Raw genomic sequence first — 15974 nt, forward strand, 5'->3', positions numbered from 1 at the left:
GTTCAAAGTGCCTTGCGGAGGTTGGCCGGGGCGATCTTGAGCGCCTCACGGTATTTGGCCACGGTGCGGCGCGCACATTCAATGCCCTGCTCCTTGAGCATCTCGGCGATCTGGCTGTCCGACAGCGGCTTGTGCGGGTTCTCGGCCGCGATGAACTGCTTGATGAGCGCGCGCACGGCCGTGCTGGAGGCGTTGCCGCCGGTTTCGGTGCCCAGCCCCGAGCCGAAGAAATACTTGAGCTCGTAGGTGCCTTGCGGCGTGGCCATGTACTTGGCGGTGGTCACGCGGCTGATGGTGGACTCGTGCAGGCCCAGTTCATCGGCAATGTCGCGCAGCACCAGCGGGCGCATGGCCAGTTCGCCATGCACGAAGAAGTTCTTCTGCCGCTCCACGATGGCGCGCGACACGCGCAGGATGGTGTCAAAACGCTGCTGGATGTTCTTGATGAACCAGCGCGCCTCCTGCAGCCGTGCCTGCAGCGCCTGGTGGCCTTCGCCACGGCCGCCGCGCAACGCACCGGCGTAGATGTCGTGCACGCGCAGACGCGGCATCACGTCCGGGTTGAGCTGCACGCTGAAGTTCTGCTGTCCGCCGCGGCCAGTTTTCTTGACGATCACGTCGGGCACGATGATGTTGCGGTCCACGTCGGCAAAGCGCCTGCCCGGGCGTGGCTCCAGCCGTGCGATCAAGGCCATCGCGGCACGCGTGCGCTCTTCGCTGGTGCCGCAGGCCTGCGCCAGGCGGCGCACGTCGCGCTTGGCCAGCAGGTCCAGCGGCTGGCCGCAAATGGCCAGCGCGGCCTGGATCACGTCGGGGTCGCCCTCTTCGTCCTGGTCCATCGCACGCAGCTGCAGCGTGAGGCATTCGGCCAGGCCGCGCGCGCCCACGCCCGCGGGCTCCAGGCTTTGCAGCAGGCGCAGCGCGACTGTGAAGCGGTGCACCAATTCATCGAGTTGCTCGGGGTCTTCGGTGCCCGCCAGGCTGGCGGCCAGGTCCTGCAGCGACTCGTCCAGGTAGCCGTCGTCGTTCAGCGATTCGATGAGGAAGCGCAGCGCGGCCATGTCCAGCTCGGACAGGCGCAGCGCCAGCGCCTGGCGGTGCAGGAAGGCCGTGAGCGACTCCTGGCTGCGGGCCAGCTCGGTGGCGTCCACCTCGTCGTCGCTCCCCGCGCCGGCACCGTTGCGTGCCGGAGCGTCGCCGCCCCACTCGCTGTCGTCGGGCGCCAGGTCTACCGAGCCGTCGCCTTCCCAGTCCGCGGGTTCGGCCGTGGATTCGGCGGTGGAGGTTTCTGCATCATTTTGGCTTGTAGCGCTTTCCTGTCCTGCGCTGACAGCTCCTGAATAAATAGCATCTTCGGCTTCGCGGTCTTGCTCGCTCACCGGCGCATCGGCCTGGGCCAGGCCGAACTCCTCGCGCGGGGCCTCTTCCAGCGTGCGCTCCAGGAAGGGGTTCTCGTCGAGCATCTGCTCGACCTCCTGGGCCAGCTCCAGCGTGGACAGCTGCAGCAGGCGGATCGACTGCTGCAACTGCGGTGTGAGCGCCAGGTGCTGCGAGACGCGCAGCGACAGGCCGGGCTTCATGGCCTGCAACCCACTGTCTGGTCCTGCATCGCGCCGTGGTCGCCCATCACTCTCACATGCGGAAGTGCTCGCCCAGGTACACCCGGCGCACTTCCGCGTTGTCGACGATGTCCGACGGCGTACCCTGAGCCAGCACCTGGCCGTCGCTGATGATGAAGGCGTGGTCGCAGATGCCCAGCGTCTCACGCACGTTGTGGTCGGTGATCAGCACGCCAATGCCGCGCGCCTTGAGAAAGCCAATGATGCGCTGGATCTCGATCACGGCGATCGGGTCGATGCCGGCAAAGGGCTCATCCAGCAGGATGAAGCGCGGCTGCGTGGCCAGCGCGCGCGCGATCTCCACGCGCCGGCGCTCGCCGCCCGACAGCGCCAGTGCAGGCGACTTGCGCAGGTGGTCCACGCGCAGCTCCTGCAGCAGCGCGGTCAGGCGCCGCTCCACCTCGGCGCGCGGCAGGGTGCGGCCGGCCTCGTCGGTCTGCAGCTCCAGCACCGCGCGCACGTTGTCTTCGACATTGAGCTTGCGAAAGATCGAGGCTTCCTGCGGCAGGTACGACAGGCCCAGCCGCGAGCGCCGGTGGATGGGCATGTCCGTCACGTCCTGCCCGTCGATGCTGATGCGGCCGCCGTCGCTGCGCACCAAGCCGACGATCATGTAGAACGACGTGGTCTTGCCGGCGCCGTTGGGGCCCAATAGGCCCACCACCTCGCCCTTTTGCACGACCACGGACACGTCCTTGACCACCTTGCGGCTGCCGTAGGACTTCTCCAGGTGCAGCGCCTCCAGGCGGCTGACGCCTTCGCTCATGCGCGCATCGTCCAAGGCCGCGCTCACTTTGCGCCGTCCAGGCTGGGGCTGGTACGCAGCGCGGGCGGCTCGGTGCGCACGGGCGGCGTGGCGCTGGTGCCCGAGGCAGGCTCCTTGGGCGCGAGCACCGCCCGCACCCGGCCGCCCGGCGTGCCGGCAGTGGCGCCGGCGGGCGCGGTCTTCTGCCCGTCCACGGTGAACACGTCCGTGAGGTTGTTGTAGACGATGAGGGCGCCGGCCAGCTCGTCGGTCAGTGTGGCCTCGCGGTAGCGGCGCAGCTCGGCGCGGCGGATGAGCTTCACCACGTCGGCGCGGCCGTCGTATTCGATGACCTCGCCCTCGCCCTCGACGAACTCGTCGGGCGCGCCCGGCGCGGTGTCACGTTTTTGCCGGAAAAAAGCGCGCTTGCCCGGCTCGGCCGTCACCACACCGTACTGGAAGCCGTCGGCATCCTGGCGCACCTCCAGCTGCGCGCCGCGCAGCACGATGGTGCCCTTGGTCATGACGACACGGCCGGTGAAAACGCTGGTCTGCTTGAGCTCATCGTGGCGCAGGGCATCGGCCTCGATGTTCATGGGCTTGTTGCGGTCGGCTTTTTCGGCATGCACCAGCGGCGATGCGGCCAGCGCCAGGGCCAGCGCTGCGGCGCGGGACAGGAGGAGGAAGGGCAATCGGGTTCTCATAGAGGGCACGAATCTTGCGGTCATTGTACTGACGCAAGCGCGCCGCCGCCGCAGTGGATCGCATCAACCCGTACAGGCCTGCCACCGGCTGTCATGCCGCCGCGCCAACCGGTGCGCAGGCATGAAAAAAGCGCGCCCGTAGGCGCGCTTGTCGCTGGTGGCGGCGGGGCGCTTCAGCCCTTGCGCGCTACGCCAACCAGGTGCTCCACCACCTGCAGCACGCTTTGCATGTTGCCCGCCATGGTGCCGTCGGTGTAGTAGCGGCCGGCCACTCCCATGGAGGGAACGCCTTCGACCTGGTAGCCATCCTGCAGCTGCGACGCCTTACGCACTTGGTTGGATACGGTGAAGGAGTTGTAGACCTCCTTGAACTTCGCCACGTCCACGCCCTGCTTGCCGATCCAGTCGAAGATCAGCTCGTCCTTGTTCAGCGGCAGGCGTTCCACGTGCACCGCACGGAACACCTTCGCATGCAGCTCGGGCAGCTTGCCCATGCCTTCCAGCGCGTAGTAGAGCTTTTGCTGCGGCACGAAGCTCGCATTGAACGCCACGGGCACGCGGCGGATGTGCAGGTCCTTGGGCGCCGACTTGATCCAGGCCTCCAGCGAAGGCTCGAACGTATTGCAGTGCGGGCAGCTGTACCAGAAGAACTCGATGACCTCGATCTTCCCGGCAGGTGCCTCGGTTGCGACGGGCTTGCCCAGCTTGACGTAGTCCTTGCCTTCCTTGAACTGGCGGCCTTGCGCCAATGCGGGCGCCGCCAGCGGCAGGCTCAGGGCGGTGGCCGCGGAGGCGACGGTCAGAGAAAACTCACGGCGTTTCATAGGTTGGGATCACTCCTGGACAGCATGGAGGGTTGTGAGCGCCAGCGCGGGCAAAAGTTCAGCGCTGCACCCGGACCAGCGCGGACTCCACCCCCGCGCCATCGAGTTTTTCCTTCAGCGACTCGGCGTCGTCACGCTTGCCGAACGGGCCCACGCGCACGCGGAACACCGTGCGGCCGTTCTGCTCACGCTCGCTGACGCGCGCCTCCCAGCCCAGCATGGCCAGCTTGGCGCGCTGCGCATCGGCATCCTGCTGGGTGCGGAACGCGCCCGCCTGCACGAAGTATTCGAAAGGATCGGCACTGGTCGCGGGAGCGGGCGCCGCGTTGGCCTTGGCGCGGGCCAGGTCGCCCAGCGGGTCGGCCGACGTCGGTGCCGCGCCGGGCCGGCTGGCCGCCGCCCGCGGACCCGACGCAGGCAGGGCTGCGGCGGTCGCGGTGTCGGACGCGGGAGCGGCAGCCGGCGCAGCGGGGCGCACAGGGTTCTTGCCGTACAACGGCGCGTTGGGGTCCCAGTTCTTGTTCTTCGTGGCCTCGTCCTGCTCGGACGCACGCGGCGTGCTCTTGTTCAGGAAGGGCACGGGCACCTTGGTCACATACACGGCCACGGCCAGCGCGACTCCCAGGCCCACGATCACCCCGAGGATGAAGCCCACGATGGTGCCGCCGCGTTGCTGTTTCTTCATATCAGTGGTCACTTACATTCTGGCTGGCGCAGACACGCCCAGCACCGCCAATCCATTGTGCAATACCTGCGCCGTGGCCGCGACGAGCGCCAGCCGCGCCTGCTTGACGGTCTCGTCGTCCACCAGAATGCGCTCGGCGTCGTAATAGCTGTGGTAGGCGGCAGCCAGGTCGCGCAGGTAGAACGTCACGTCGTGCGGCGCATTGCCGGCCGCGGCCGCGGTGAGCATCTCGGGATACTTGGCGAGCAGCAGCATCAGCGCCTGGGCCTGCGGGCCTTCCAGCGGCGACAGGTCCACATCGCGCAGCGCGGCCACGTCGTAGTCCTCGCGCCAGCCGCGCAGCACCGAGCAGATGCGCGCATGGGCGTACTGCACGTAATACACGGGGTTGTCGTTGTTCTGCGCCACTGCCAGGTCGACGTCGAAGGTGTATTCGGTGTCGGGCTTGCGCGACAGCAGGAAGAAACGCACCGCGTCCTTGCTGGTCCACTCGATCAGGTCGCGCAGCGTCACGTAACTGCCGGCGCGCTTGCTGATCTTGACCTCCTCGCCATTGCGCACCACGCGCACCATGGTGTGCAGCACGTAGTCGGGGTAGCCCTGGGGGATTCCCACGTCCGCCGCCTGCAGGCCGGCGCGCACGCGCGCGATGGTGCCGTGGTGGTCCGTGCCCTGGATGTTCACCACCTTGGTGAAGCCGCGCTGGAACTTCTGGATGTGGTAGGCCACGTCAGGCACGAAGTAGGTGTACGTGCCGTCCTGCTTGCGCATGACGCGGTCCTTGTCGTCCCCGTAGTCGGTGGACTTGAGCCACAGCGCGCCGTCCTGCTCGTAGGTCTTGCCGTTGGCGACGAGGCGCTGCACGGTAGCGTCCACATGGCCGTTGGCGTAGAGGCTGGACTCCAGGTAGTACTGGTCGAACTGGAGGTTGAAGGCCTGCAGATCCTTGTCCTGCTCATTGCGCAGGTAGGCCACGGCGAACTGGCGGATGTTCTCGTAATCCTCGACATCGCCATTGGCCGTGAACGCACGGTCATCGGCCTGGACGGTGGCCTTGGCGAGGAAGGCGTCGGCGATGTCCTGGATGTAGTCGCCGTTGTAGAAATTCTTGGCCAGCGGGTTGTCCGCGTCGGTGGGCCAGCAGTCATCCCCCGGCTTGAAGCCCTTGGCGCGCAGTTGCGTGCTCTTGGTGAGGGTGTCGATCTGCACGCCCGCGTCGTTGTAATAGAACTCGCGGTGCACGCTCCAGCCCTGGGTGGCGTACAGATGGCTGATGGCGTCGCCGATGGCGGCCTGGCGGCCGTGACCGACGTGCAACGGGCCGGTGGGGTTGGCGGAGACGAACTCCACCAGGACTTTCTCGCCGCGCGCCGGCTGGTAGCCATATTGCGCGCCTTGCGCCAGCACCTCGTGCACCACCTGCTGCTTGGCGGCGGGCTTGAGGCGGATGTTCAGAAAACCGGGGCCGGCGATCTCGATGGCCTGCACCCATTTTTGGAACGCGGGCGTGGCCTCCAGCGCGGCCTGTAGCTGTTCACCCAGTGCGCGGGGATTCTGCTTGAGGGGCTTGGCCAGCTGCATGGCGGCCGTGCACGCGAGGTCGCCATGGGCAGCGACCTTGGGAGATTCGAAGGCCGCGCGGCTGCCTGCGCCGGGCGACACCTTTTCCAGCTCGTCGGCCAGCGCCGCGAGCAATTCCTGTTTGACGGAGAGCATGGGGGCGGATTCTACGGGCCGACCCGTCATCCATTCGTGACCGCCCGGCGTTATGCTGGGTGGCCCGTGGGGCACTGCGTTGCCGACGGGCGCATTCACCTTTTCCTTTTTTGCAGGAGCATTACATGAAGAAACTGCTTCCCCTGTTGGCCGCTGCCGGCTTTGCCCTTTCGTTCGCCGCACACGCTGCGGACGCCCCCGCGACCGGCGCCTCTGCCCCCGCCAAGGCGCCCACGGCGCAGCAGACGCGCATGAAGACCTGCAATGCCGACGCCGGCGCCAAGAACCTCAAGGGCGACGAACGCAAAGCTTTCATGAAGGAGTGCCTGAGCGGCAACAAGGCGTCCACCCAGCAGGACAAGATGAAGAGCTGTAACGCGGACGCCGTTGCGAAGAACCTCAAGGGCGACGCCCGCAAGGCCTTCATGAAAGAGTGCCTGAGCGGCGCGGCCAGCTAAAGGACCGACGCACCGCACGGGCCCGCCCATCGGGCCTGCACGAGAAAACCCCGCGCGCCTGCCGCCCGCGGGGTTTCTTTTTTTGCCCTTCCCTCAGCGCTCAGCGCGTGCCCACGCCGCGTGCCAGGAAGACGGCCAACAGCGGAATCAGCGCCAGCAGATGGGCCTCGATCATCACCAGACGGCGCGTGCTGCGCACCTGGTCATCCGAGGGCAGCGCGCCGCCGGCGCGCACCGCGCGGCGCCAGCGCAGGAAACGCATGGTCGGGACGATGGACATCAGCCCGATCACCACGAACAACGTGACCTTGGCATGCAGCAGCGGCTGCGACCAGTACCACGCCCCGCCCTTCATGCCCCACCAGGTGCGCGCCAGCCCGGTGGCCAGCACCAGCAGCGCCGAGATACCGTACAGCATGTCCACCCGCGCCAGCCGCTCGACTGCGGCCGCGTTCATCCACTCCTTGCGGCACAGCGCGGTCTCGCTGGCAAGGAAGGTGGCGGCCATGAGGAAGGCCATGATGTGGGCATAGGCGAGCAGGGCTTCGGTGGTCACAGGTTTCCTTTCGGCAGAGGTACGCGCGGCGCGCACAGGTCATGGGCGGCGCGCGGAGAACTCCTGCGCCACCCAATCGTCGATCAGCGTCTTTTCGTGGCGCAGCTTGTCGCCAGGATAGCGGTCCCCGCGCATCTGGAATGCCAAGCCCGGCAGCGTGCGACTGCCTTCGGCCAAGGTACGGCCGTCAGGCGAGAGGCGCTTGAACTCCAGCGCGATGCGCGGCGGATGCACGTCGCGCACCACGCGCACCGCCTGGGCGGTGGCCCGCGCCGCGGGCTCGAATGCACCGGCGCGGCGCACGTCGGTGATGTGCACCTCCGCGCGCTCGCCCTCCGGCAAGGCTGCGGCCACGCGCTCGGCCAGGTGTTCGCACAGCGCATCCATCCAGGCACGCCGGGCCACGGCGGGCTCGTGCGGGGTTTGCTCGCGCGCCTCGGCAAAGCTGGCCGGATCGGCGTAGGTGACGCTGACCATGCCGGCCGGCACCCCGTGGGCGCGCGGCGTGGTTTCCGCGTGCCGGGCGGGCAAGGCGCAGCCGGCGACCAGGGCCAGCGCCATAACGGCCAGCATCCAGCGAGCGGCGGGCAACGCGGGGAGAACAGAAAGAACGGGAATGCGCATGAAAGCTCCTGTACGGTGGGCCGTGCGTACGGCCCCGGCATGATGGGGGCCGGGCGGGAGGAATGCCGCGGCATTGTGCCCCGCGTTCATGTCAGACAGAGGCGGGCCGTGCCCAGAATTCGGGCTGCGCGTAATGGTGCTTCAGGTACTCGATCCACAGCCGCACGCGCAGCGGCAGGTGCTTGCGCTGGGGAAAGACGACATAGATGCCGTTGGGCGGCGCGGCGAACTCCTCCAGCACCGCCACCAGGCGGCCGGCCGCGATCTCGGACTCTACCTCCCAGGTGCTGCGCCAGGCGATGCCCCAGCCGCCCAGGCACCAGTCGTGCAGTACCTGGCCGTCGGAGCAATCGAGGGGCCCGCCGGGCTTGAAGTGCACGACCTCAGTGGCACCAGCGCCGCCGGCCACCGGCACGCGAAACGCCCAGCCGCGCGTTTGCGAGGCATCGCTGGAGAGGGTCAGGCAGTCGTGCTGGGCCAACTCGCCCGGGTGGGTGGGTGTGCCGCGCCGCTGCAGGTACTGGGGCGTGGCCACGCACAGGCGACGGTTGTCCGCCATGCGCACGCTGACCAGGGACGAGTCGGGCAGGTCGCCCACGCGCACGGCGCAGTCGTAGCCCTCGCCCGCCAGGTCCACCACGCGGTCGCTCAGGTTCAGCGAGAGGGTCACCTCGGGGTGCAGGTCATGAAAGCGCGGCACCAGGGGCGCCACATGGCGCCGGCCAAAGCCCGCGGGCGCAGTGACGCGCAGATGCCCCGTGGCCTTCACGCCGCCGGCGGATACGCTGGCCTCGGCGTTGGCCACATCGGACAGCAGGCGCTGGCAGTCCTCCAGAAAGGCGCTGCCCTCGTGCGTGAGCGAGATGCGCCGCGTGGTGCGCACCAGCAGCTTCACGCCCAGGTGCTCCTCCAACGCGTCCAGGCGCCGCCCCATGATGGCCGGGGCCACGCCCTCGGCCTTGGCAGCGGCGGTGAGGCTGCCCCGCGTGGCCACCGACACGAATGACTCGAACGCTTTGAGTTTGTCCATGAATACAAGCCAAATCAGGCTCCAAGCCTTATACAGCAAGCGCAAGCAGCTATCAATTTCATGAAAGCATGCACCGCACTCCCCATGCGGAGTGTGCCAACCTTTGCAAAAAAGTCATTGGTTAAGAGATATGTGCGCGATTTATTAATGGAAATATTTCCAATACAGTGGCATGCAAGGCTCCGCCATGGGCCACGGCTTTTCAATTACCGCTAGGGGGTTTCTCATGACCGCACGTACCCACGTCCACGGCCTGCAGGTGGCCAACGAACTGCACGCCTTCATCAACGAGCAGGTGCTGCCGGGCACCGGCGTCGAGCCGGCAGCCTTCTGGAAGGGCTTCGATGCCCTCGTGGCCGACCTGGCGCCCAAGAACGCGGCCCTGCTGGCCGAACGCGACCGCCTGCAAAAGGAACTGGACACCTGGCACAAGGCCAACCCGGGCCCTATCCAGGACATGGCAGGCTACCGCGCCTTCCTGAGCCAGATCGGCTACCTGGTCGAGCCCCCCAAGGGCGCGCAGGCCACCACCACCAACGTGGATGCCGAGCTGGCCATCCAGGCCGGCCCGCAGCTGGTGGTGCCCATCCTGAACGCACGCTACGCCCTGAACGCCGCCAACGCGCGCTGGGGTTCGCTGTATGACGCGCTGTACGGCACCGACGTGATCGGCGAAGAAGGCGGCGCCGAGAAGGGCAAGGGCTACAACCCCGTGCGCGGCGCCAAGGTCATCGCATTCGCACGCGACTTCCTGGACCAGGCGGCCCCGCTGGCCAGCGGCTCGCACAAGGACGCCACGGCCTACAGGCTCGAGGGCGGCACGCTGGCCGTCACGCTCCAGGGCGGTGCCACCACCGGCCTGAAGAACGCGGCCCAGTTCGTGGGCTACCAGGGCAATGCGGCCGAGCCATCGTCCGTGCTGCTGGTGAACAACGGCCTGCACATCGACATCCGCGTGGACCGCAACACCCCCATCGGCAAGGGCGACGCCGCCGGCGTGGCCGACGTGGTGGTGGAAGCCGCGCTGTCCACCATCCTGGACCTGGAAGACTCCGTGGCCGCCGTGGACGCCGAGGACAAGGTGCTGGGCTACAGCAACTGGCTGGGCATCCTCAAGGGCACGCTGACCGACACCTTCGACAAAGGCGGCAAGCAGGTCACGCGCGGCCTGAACCCCGACCGCGAATACACCGGCGCCGACGGCAAGCCCGTGAAGCTGCACGGCCGCTCGCTGATGTTCGTGCGCAACGTGGGCCATCTGATGACCAACCCCGCCATCCTGTGGGGTGCCGAGAGCAAGGAGATCCCCGAGGGCATCCTGGACGCCATGGTCACCACGGCCATCGCCATCCACGACCTCAAGGGTGGCGCGGGTGGCATCCGCAACAGCCGCACGGGCAGCGTCTACATCGTCAAGCCCAAGATGCACGGCCCGGCCGAAGTGGCGTTTGCCAACGAGCTGTTCGCCCGCGTGGAGCAGGTGCTGGGCCTGCCCGCCAACACCGTGAAGCTGGGCATCATGGACGAAGAGCGCCGCACCAGCGTGAACCTGAAGGCCTGCATTGCCGCCGCTACGGCGCGCGTGGCCTTCATCAACACCGGCTTCCTGGACCGCACCGGCGACGAGATACACACCGCCATGCAGGCCGGCCCCATGATCCGCAAGGGCGACATGAAGAGCAGCGCCTGGATCCAGGCCTACGAGCGCAACAACGTGCTGGTGGGCCTGTCCATGGGCCTGTCCGGCCGCGCGCAGATCGGCAAGGGCATGTGGGCCGCGCCCGACCTGATGAAGGCCATGCTGGAGCAGAAAATTGCCCATCCCAAGGCCGGCGCCAACACCGCCTGGGTGCCCAACCCCACGGGCGCCACGCTGCACGCGCTGCACTACCACCAGGTCAACGTGGCCGCCGTGCAGGCCGAGCTGCTCAAGGTGGACGCCGACGCCGAGCGCGACAACCTGCTGACCGGCCTGCTCACCGTACCCGTGAGCAGCAACCCGAACTGGAGCGAGACCGAAAAGCAGCAGGAGCTGGACAACAACATCCAGGGCATCCTGGGCTACGTGGTGCGCTGGATCGACCAGGGCGTGGGCTGCTCCAAGGTGCCGGACATCAACGACATCGGCTTGATGGAAGACCGCGCCACGCTGCGCATCTCCAGCCAGCACGTGGCCAACTGGCTGCTGCACGGCGTGGTGACAGAAGGCCAGGTGCGCGCCACGTTCGAGCGCATGGCCGCCAAGGTGGACCAGCAAAACGGCGGCGACCCGCTGTACCAGCGCATGCACGGCCGCTTTGCCGAGTCCATGGCCTACCAGGCCGCCTGCGACCTGGTGTTCAAGGGCGTAGAGCAGCCCAGCGGCTACACCGAGCCGCTGCTGCACGCCTGGCGCCAGAAGGTGAAGGCCGCGCAGAAGAAGGCTTGATTGCTATTCAAACAATAGCTGCTAGCGCTTGATGGACGGGCGCCAGGGGCCATTTTGACCACAACGGCACCCACGGGTGCCGTTGTGCTTTCGTACACTCTCCCCCATGCCCACCGCCGCTCCCACCACCACGCACTGCCCGCTGTGCGGCCAATCCAACGGTTGTGCCGTGGCCGCCGGGTTGCCGGCGCAGCAATGCTGGTGCATGCACGAGAGCGTTTCGCGCGACGCGCTGGCGCGCCTGCCCGCCGAGGCGCGCGGCCGCGCGTGCATCTGCCCGCTGTGTGCCCGCGAAGAGCCCGCTGCGCCGCAGGCCCCGGCGCCTATCCTTCCCCGTCCCTAAACCCCAACCGGAATCCCAACACCATGCCCACGTACCACATCGAGATGATGGAAGGCCGCACCGTCGAGCAAAAGCGCAAGCTGGTCGAGGAGATCACGCGCGTGTCCGTCGAAATCCTGGGGGGCTCCCCCGAGTCGGTGGACATCCTGATCACGGACGTGAAGCGCGAGAACTGGGCCACGGGCGGCAAGCTCTGACTGGACCGGCAGTAAGCCGCCCTCCAACACACCACAGGCCGATCGCCCATGTGCCAGCTCCTTGGCATGAATGCCAACACGCCGACCGACGTGACCTTCAGCTTCACGGGGTTTGCGCAACGCGCCGGCAACACGGCCGACCACACGGACGGCTGGGGCATCGCCTTCTTCGAGGGGCGCGGGCTGCGCCACTTCGTGGACCATGAGCGTGCCACCGATTCACCCGTGGCGGAGCTGATCCGCCGCTACCCCATCAAGAGCCGCAACGTCATCGCCCACATCCGCAAGGCGACCCAGGGCGTGGTGAGCCTGGAAAACTGCCACCCCTTCGTGCGCGAGCTGTGGGGGCGCTACTGGGTGTTTGCGCACAACGGCGACCTCAAGGACTTCCGTCCGCGCCTGCACGCGCACTTCCACCCGGTCGGCACCACCGACAGCGAGCATGTGTTCTGCTGGCTGATGCAAGAGCTGAGCAAGTCCCACGCGGGCATGCCGAGCATCGAGGAGCTGACCCTCACGCTGCGCGAGCTGGCGGCGCGCATTGCGCCCCACGGCACCTTCAACTTCCTGCTGTCCAACGGGCAGGCGCTGTGGGCGCACGCGTCCACCCACCTGTACTACATCGAACGCCGCCACCCGTTCTCGCAAGCCCAGCTGTGCGATGAAGACCTGCGCGTGGACTTTTCCGCCCACACCACGCCCAACGACAAGGTGGCCGTGGTCGTCACGGCGCCGCTGACCTCCAACGAGCAATGGACTGCCTTCCAGTCGGGGGAGATGCGGGTGTTCGTGGACGGCCAGTGCCAGGCCGCCTGAGCGCCCCGGCCGGCGCAGCCGCCCCGCAGTGGCGGTAGGAGACGGCTGACCCACCCCTCCTGCACGGGCCGACAGCCCCTTCGCAGTGCCGTCCGGATACTGGCCCTTTTTTCTAGGGGGACAGCCATGCCAAAGATCTGCACCGCCAGGCTGGTGACCGCAGCCTGCGGGCTGGTGCTCGCCGCAGCGGCCCATGCCGATGCCAGCACGAAAGACCGCGAATTCCTGACGCAGGCCGCTACCGGCGGGCTCTACGAGGTCCAAGCCGGCAAGCTTGCACAGAACCGCGCTACGGCCAACGAAGTGAAATCGTTTGGCGCGATGCTGGTGAAGGACCACACCGCCGCCAACGACGAACTCCGGGCCTTGGCGGCGCGCAAGGGCGTCGCGCTGCCCACCACCCTCCCCGGCGACAAGCAAAAGCAGCTGGACCAGCTCGCCAAGGCCCAGAAATTCGACCAGGAATTCCTCTCGCAGGTTGGCCTTAACGACCACCGCAACGATATCGCGCTGTTCGAGGCGGCCGGCAAAGACGCAGACGATCCGGAGATCCAGAGCTTCGCCCTCAAGGCGCTGCCGAAACTCAGGGCACACAAGGACCACGCCGAAGACCTGGCGGTTTCCATCAAGCGATGAAGGCCCGGCCCATGGGTGGCCGCATCGCCACCCGCGTGAGGGAGGCGATGACTGACTCCGACGGCCGGTGGCCTGCCCAACCTGGCCCGACCTCACCGTACGCGGGCAGCAGCACGCGCGGGTAGCAGCGCGCTAGGGCGTCAACACCACCTTGCGGCACTCCTCTTCCTTCTTCTCGAAGATTTCATAGCCGCGCGCGGCATCGGCAAGCTTCATGCGGTGGGAAATGATGACCTCCGGCCGCATGCGGCCGTTGGCGATGTGTTCCAGCAACTGGGGCATGTACTTTTGCGCATGCGTCTGCCCCATGCGGAAGGGCAGCCCCTTCTCGAAGGCGTCACCGAAGAGGAAGCCGTGGATGAAGCCGGCATAGACCCCCGGGCACGCTGAGGACTCCGCCGCGGCGCGTCGCGGCGATGCACTGGCGCAGCGCCTTGCCGCTGGAACCCTCCAGCCGCACGGCGGTGAGCGCCGTCTCCAGCGCGCTGCCCTTGGCCTCGAATCCTACGGCGTCGATCGTGGCGTCCACGCCGTGCCCACCCGTGGCCGAGAGAATGGTTTCGGCCGGGTCCTCGTCCTTGTCGAAGTTGATGGGCACCACGCCGTACGTGGCCTGGGCAAACTGCAGCCGGTACTCGTTGTGGTCCACCATGAAGACCTGCTCCGCGCCAAGGAAGCGCGCCGCCAGGGCGCTCATCAGCCCCACCGGTCCCGCGCCGAAGATCGCCACAGAAGAGCCCGGACCGATCTGTGCATTGACCGCCGCCTGGTAGCCGGTGGGAAGGATGTCGGACAGGAAAAGCACCTGCTCGTCACTCAGCACCTGGGGCACCTTCAGCGGCCCGACGTTGCCGTGCGGCACCCGCACGTACTCGGCCTGCCCGCCGGGGTAACCGCCGTAGAGGTGGCTGTAGCCGAACAGCCCTGCACCCGCGGTGGCGTTTTTTTTGTTGAGGATGGCGCCGCGTCCCGGATTGGTGTTCTCGCAGGCCGCGAACAGGGTTTTGTCGCAATAGAAGCAGGACCCGCAGGCGATGACGAACGGCACCACCACGCGATCACCAGTGCGCAGCGCCGTCACTGCAGGGCCCACATCCTCCACGATACCCATGAATTCATGGCCGAGGATGTCGCCATCCTTCATGCCAGGAATCTTTCCGCGGTAGATGTGCAGGTCCGAGCCGCAGATGGCCGTGGCAGTGACGCGCAGCAGCACATCGTCCTGTGCGAGCAGCATGGGGTCGGGCACGTCTTCCACGCGCACGTCCTTGGCGCCTTGGTAGGTGAGAGCTTTCATGCGATCACTCCGTCAATGGCTGGGGTCACCGGGCGCACGGCGCGCCGGGCTGTGCGCCGGGGTTTCAGATTTCCATGCCTTCGGGTTCGCCGGCTTCGATCAATGCGCTGTTCAACAGCGTGACGTCCGTGGCCAACGCGTTGCGGCGACCATCGCCGCCGATGCTGAAATGGGCCATGGGACTGTTGACGAACTGGAGCGCGGAGCCAAAGCAGGGAGAAGGCAGGATCAGCCTTCCCACCGCGGCGTTATCGACCAGTTGGAACGTCGGCAGCATGACGCGGTTGGACTCGGAAAACCCGATCTTCAGAAACGTGCGGAAGGACCCGGCGCGCATCCCCGTCAGCTCGATGAAGCCGGTGGCCATGGGCACGGTGAAGCCCTCCGCGCTGAAGGTGTCGATGCCGGAGAGCAAGGCCGCCCGCACATGCTTGACCTTCGTGACGACGTAACTGTCCCAGTCCGGTTGAAAGGTCTGGGCTTTTTGCAGATTCGTTCCCCAGGGATGGGGAGTTGATGTGGTCATGGGTAGTCCTATGGGAGCGGACCAGATGCTGTATCCACCAGAGTTCGATCACGTTTGAAACGTCTCATCCTGCGGACATGCCCTCGTATGGGATGTAGGAGCACGCTTATATGGCTGACAGCTTGGGGCTCAAGCGCGCGTGCCGACCCGCGCGGGACACCGGCTGGATCGAAGGCCCTGCCTACTGCGGGCCTCCGGTCCCGTGCCAGACGTCAACGGTCGTTCTTGTGGCTCTGGCTGCCGGCGCGCGCCTGCTGCTCGCTGCTGCCGCCCCGGGTATTGCCCGAGCCGGAAGAGGCGTTGTTGCCCCCGCCGCCATGGCTCTTGGCTCCCGCGGCGCGGGCTTCCTGCGATGTGAACTCGTGAGCGTTACCCGAAGCGTGCGCTGCACGGCCCCCCTCTGCGGCGATCTCGCGCTGGCGGTCGGGGTCCATTGAGGCAAATCCGCGCCCCGAGCCCGACTGCCCTTGGTTGTTGTCCCGGCTCCCCTGGCTCTGATTGCGGTTGCCTTGGTTCTGGTTGCCCTGATTGGTGTTTGCCATTTCCATCTCCGGTAAGTTGAACAAGTCACACGGAAACTGCCGTGTGAAGTTCACTGTCGGGGGACTGCAAAGGGCCAACCGTAGGCTAGGGACTACCCGTCCGTAGGCGCGGCTTGACGAATGGACGGTGGGAACAAAAAAGCCCTTGGGAACAAGGGCTGGGGAATGTGGCGCGGCTGGCGGGGGTCGAAATGCCCGTTGGCAGGACGCGAAAGCACTACGTTATTG

Annotated in this window: 17 protein-coding genes and 1 pseudogene; 6 read left to right on the forward strand and 12 right to left on the reverse strand. The window is 67.0% G+C overall.

Annotated features, from left to right (window positions below):
- Nucleotides 1-2 precede the first annotated feature (2 nt).
- The 6 genes from I3K84_RS11290 to argS form a co-directional block, all read right to left on the reverse strand.
- Nucleotides 3-1580: an RNA polymerase factor sigma-54 gene (locus I3K84_RS11290; RefSeq protein WP_135148076.1), complete on the reverse strand. Its 1578-nt coding sequence runs from the start codon at nucleotides 1578-1580 to the stop codon at nucleotides 3-5.
- Between the two features lie 52 nt (nucleotides 1581-1632).
- A complete protein-coding gene (gene lptB, locus I3K84_RS11295; RefSeq protein ID WP_088888621.1) occupies nucleotides 1633-2385 on the reverse strand; it encodes an LPS export ABC transporter ATP-binding protein in 753 nt (250 codons plus the stop codon).
- Between the two features lie 23 nt (nucleotides 2386-2408).
- Nucleotides 2409-3068: a lipopolysaccharide transport periplasmic protein LptA gene (gene lptA / locus I3K84_RS11300; protein WP_041838776.1), complete on the reverse strand. Its 660-nt coding sequence runs from the start codon at nucleotides 3066-3068 to the stop codon at nucleotides 2409-2411.
- 173 nt (nucleotides 3069-3241) lie between these two features.
- Complete coding sequence (locus I3K84_RS11305; protein ID WP_011803808.1) at nucleotides 3242-3892, reverse strand: thiol:disulfide interchange protein DsbA/DsbL; 651 nt, start codon at nucleotides 3890-3892, stop codon at nucleotides 3242-3244.
- A gap of 58 nt (nucleotides 3893-3950) precedes the next feature.
- A complete protein-coding gene (locus I3K84_RS11310; RefSeq protein ID WP_196994521.1) occupies nucleotides 3951-4577 on the reverse strand; it encodes an SPOR domain-containing protein in 627 nt (208 codons plus the stop codon).
- 12 nt (nucleotides 4578-4589) lie between these two features.
- On the reverse strand, nucleotides 4590-6293 hold the full coding sequence (gene argS, locus I3K84_RS11315) for an arginine--tRNA ligase (protein WP_196994522.1): 1704 nt from the start codon (nucleotides 6291-6293) through the stop codon (nucleotides 4590-4592).
- A 125-nt stretch (nucleotides 6294-6418) separates the two neighbouring features.
- Here argS and I3K84_RS11320 point away from each other — a divergent pair, with 125 nt between their 5' ends.
- Nucleotides 6419-6751 carry a PsiF family protein gene (locus I3K84_RS11320; protein WP_196994523.1) on the forward strand — a complete coding sequence of 111 codons (333 nt, stop codon included), beginning with the start codon at nucleotides 6419-6421 and terminating at the stop codon, nucleotides 6749-6751.
- Between the two features lie 100 nt (nucleotides 6752-6851).
- Here I3K84_RS11320 and I3K84_RS11325 read toward each other — a convergent pair whose 3' ends face one another.
- The 3 genes from I3K84_RS11325 to I3K84_RS11335 form a co-directional block, all read right to left on the reverse strand.
- A complete protein-coding gene (locus I3K84_RS11325; protein ID WP_196994524.1) occupies nucleotides 6852-7307 on the reverse strand; it encodes a DUF2214 family protein in 456 nt (151 codons plus the stop codon).
- A 39-nt stretch (nucleotides 7308-7346) separates the two neighbouring features.
- Complete coding sequence (locus I3K84_RS11330) at nucleotides 7347-7931, reverse strand: DUF3016 domain-containing protein (protein WP_196994525.1); 585 nt, start codon at nucleotides 7929-7931, stop codon at nucleotides 7347-7349.
- 91 nt (nucleotides 7932-8022) lie between these two features.
- The gene (locus I3K84_RS11335) at nucleotides 8023-8961 is read right to left on the reverse strand and encodes a LysR family transcriptional regulator (RefSeq protein ID WP_135148174.1); all 939 of its coding nucleotides are present in this window, start codon (nucleotides 8959-8961) and stop codon (nucleotides 8023-8025) included.
- Between the two features lie 226 nt (nucleotides 8962-9187).
- Here I3K84_RS11335 and I3K84_RS11340 point away from each other — a divergent pair, with 226 nt between their 5' ends.
- From I3K84_RS11340 to I3K84_RS11360, 5 genes are all read left to right on the forward strand, one after another.
- Entirely contained in the window at nucleotides 9188-11389 is a 2202-nt protein-coding gene (locus tag I3K84_RS11340) for a malate synthase G (RefSeq protein WP_196994526.1), read from the forward strand.
- A gap of 106 nt (nucleotides 11390-11495) precedes the next feature.
- Entirely contained in the window at nucleotides 11496-11732 is a 237-nt protein-coding gene (locus I3K84_RS11345) for a cysteine-rich CWC family protein (protein WP_196994527.1), read from the forward strand.
- Nucleotides 11733-11755: 23 nt separating this feature from the next.
- On the forward strand, nucleotides 11756-11929 hold the full coding sequence (locus I3K84_RS11350; protein ID WP_196994528.1) for a 4-oxalocrotonate tautomerase: 174 nt from the start codon (nucleotides 11756-11758) through the stop codon (nucleotides 11927-11929).
- 48 nt (nucleotides 11930-11977) lie between these two features.
- A complete protein-coding gene (locus I3K84_RS11355) occupies nucleotides 11978-12745 on the forward strand; it encodes a class II glutamine amidotransferase (protein ID WP_011803798.1) in 768 nt (255 codons plus the stop codon).
- Nucleotides 12746-12871: 126 nt separating this feature from the next.
- Nucleotides 12872-13381, forward strand: a complete 510-nt coding sequence (locus tag I3K84_RS11360; RefSeq protein ID WP_172205556.1) for a DUF4142 domain-containing protein — start codon at nucleotides 12872-12874, stop codon at nucleotides 13379-13381.
- Between the two features lie 132 nt (nucleotides 13382-13513).
- Here I3K84_RS11360 and I3K84_RS11365 read toward each other — a convergent pair.
- The 3 genes and pseudogenes from I3K84_RS11365 to I3K84_RS11375 all read right to left on the reverse strand — a co-directional run bounded on the left by I3K84_RS11365 (nucleotide 13514) and on the right by I3K84_RS11375 (nucleotide 15746).
- Nucleotides 13514-14678 (reverse strand): annotated as a pseudogene (locus tag I3K84_RS11365) (zinc-dependent alcohol dehydrogenase).
- Between the two features lie 64 nt (nucleotides 14679-14742).
- Complete coding sequence (locus I3K84_RS11370) at nucleotides 14743-15204, reverse strand: hypothetical protein (RefSeq protein ID WP_196994529.1); 462 nt, start codon at nucleotides 15202-15204, stop codon at nucleotides 14743-14745.
- 212 nt (nucleotides 15205-15416) lie between these two features.
- Nucleotides 15417-15746, reverse strand: coding sequence for a KGG domain-containing protein (locus I3K84_RS11375; protein ID WP_088888622.1), 330 nt, complete (start codon nucleotides 15744-15746; stop codon nucleotides 15417-15419).
- Nucleotides 15747-15974 lie beyond the last annotated feature (228 nt).

This window comes from Diaphorobacter sp. JS3051 (assembly GCF_015832135.1).
Lineage (GTDB): Bacteria > Pseudomonadota > Gammaproteobacteria > Burkholderiales > Burkholderiaceae_C > Diaphorobacter > Diaphorobacter nitroreducens.

Excerpts from the sequence above, each read along its gene's own strand:
- I3K84_RS11290 (WP_135148076.1), bottom strand. The coding sequence starts at position 1,580 with ATGAAGCCCGGCCTGTCGCTGCGCGTCTCGCAGCACCTGGCGCTCACA.
- lptB (WP_088888621.1), bottom strand. The coding sequence starts at position 2,385 with ATGAGCGAAGGCGTCAGCCGCCTGGAGGCGCTGCACCTGGAGAAGTCC.
- lptA (WP_041838776.1), bottom strand. The coding sequence starts at position 3,068 with ATGAGAACCCGATTGCCCTTCCTCCTCCTGTCCCGCGCCGCAGCGCTG.
- I3K84_RS11305 (WP_011803808.1), bottom strand. The coding sequence starts at position 3,892 with ATGAAACGCCGTGAGTTTTCTCTGACCGTCGCCTCCGCGGCCACCGCC.
- I3K84_RS11310 (WP_196994521.1), bottom strand. The coding sequence starts at position 4,577 with ATGAAGAAACAGCAACGCGGCGGCACCATCGTGGGCTTCATCCTCGGG.
- argS (WP_196994522.1), bottom strand. The coding sequence starts at position 6,293 with ATGCTCTCCGTCAAACAGGAATTGCTCGCGGCGCTGGCCGACGAGCTG.
- I3K84_RS11320 (WP_196994523.1), top strand. The coding sequence starts at position 6,419 with ATGAAGAAACTGCTTCCCCTGTTGGCCGCTGCCGGCTTTGCCCTTTCG.
- I3K84_RS11330 (WP_196994525.1), bottom strand. The coding sequence starts at position 7,931 with ATGCGCATTCCCGTTCTTTCTGTTCTCCCCGCGTTGCCCGCCGCTCGC.
- I3K84_RS11335 (WP_135148174.1), bottom strand. The coding sequence starts at position 8,961 with ATGGACAAACTCAAAGCGTTCGAGTCATTCGTGTCGGTGGCCACGCGG.
- I3K84_RS11340 (WP_196994526.1), top strand. The coding sequence starts at position 9,188 with ATGACCGCACGTACCCACGTCCACGGCCTGCAGGTGGCCAACGAACTG.
- I3K84_RS11345 (WP_196994527.1), top strand. The coding sequence starts at position 11,496 with ATGCCCACCGCCGCTCCCACCACCACGCACTGCCCGCTGTGCGGCCAA.
- I3K84_RS11350 (WP_196994528.1), top strand. The coding sequence starts at position 11,756 with ATGCCCACGTACCACATCGAGATGATGGAAGGCCGCACCGTCGAGCAA.
- I3K84_RS11355 (WP_011803798.1), top strand. The coding sequence starts at position 11,978 with ATGTGCCAGCTCCTTGGCATGAATGCCAACACGCCGACCGACGTGACC.
- I3K84_RS11360 (WP_172205556.1), top strand. The coding sequence starts at position 12,872 with ATGCCAAAGATCTGCACCGCCAGGCTGGTGACCGCAGCCTGCGGGCTG.
- I3K84_RS11370 (WP_196994529.1), bottom strand. The coding sequence starts at position 15,204 with ATGACCACATCAACTCCCCATCCCTGGGGAACGAATCTGCAAAAAGCC.
- I3K84_RS11375 (WP_088888622.1), bottom strand. The coding sequence starts at position 15,746 with ATGGCAAACACCAATCAGGGCAACCAGAACCAAGGCAACCGCAATCAG.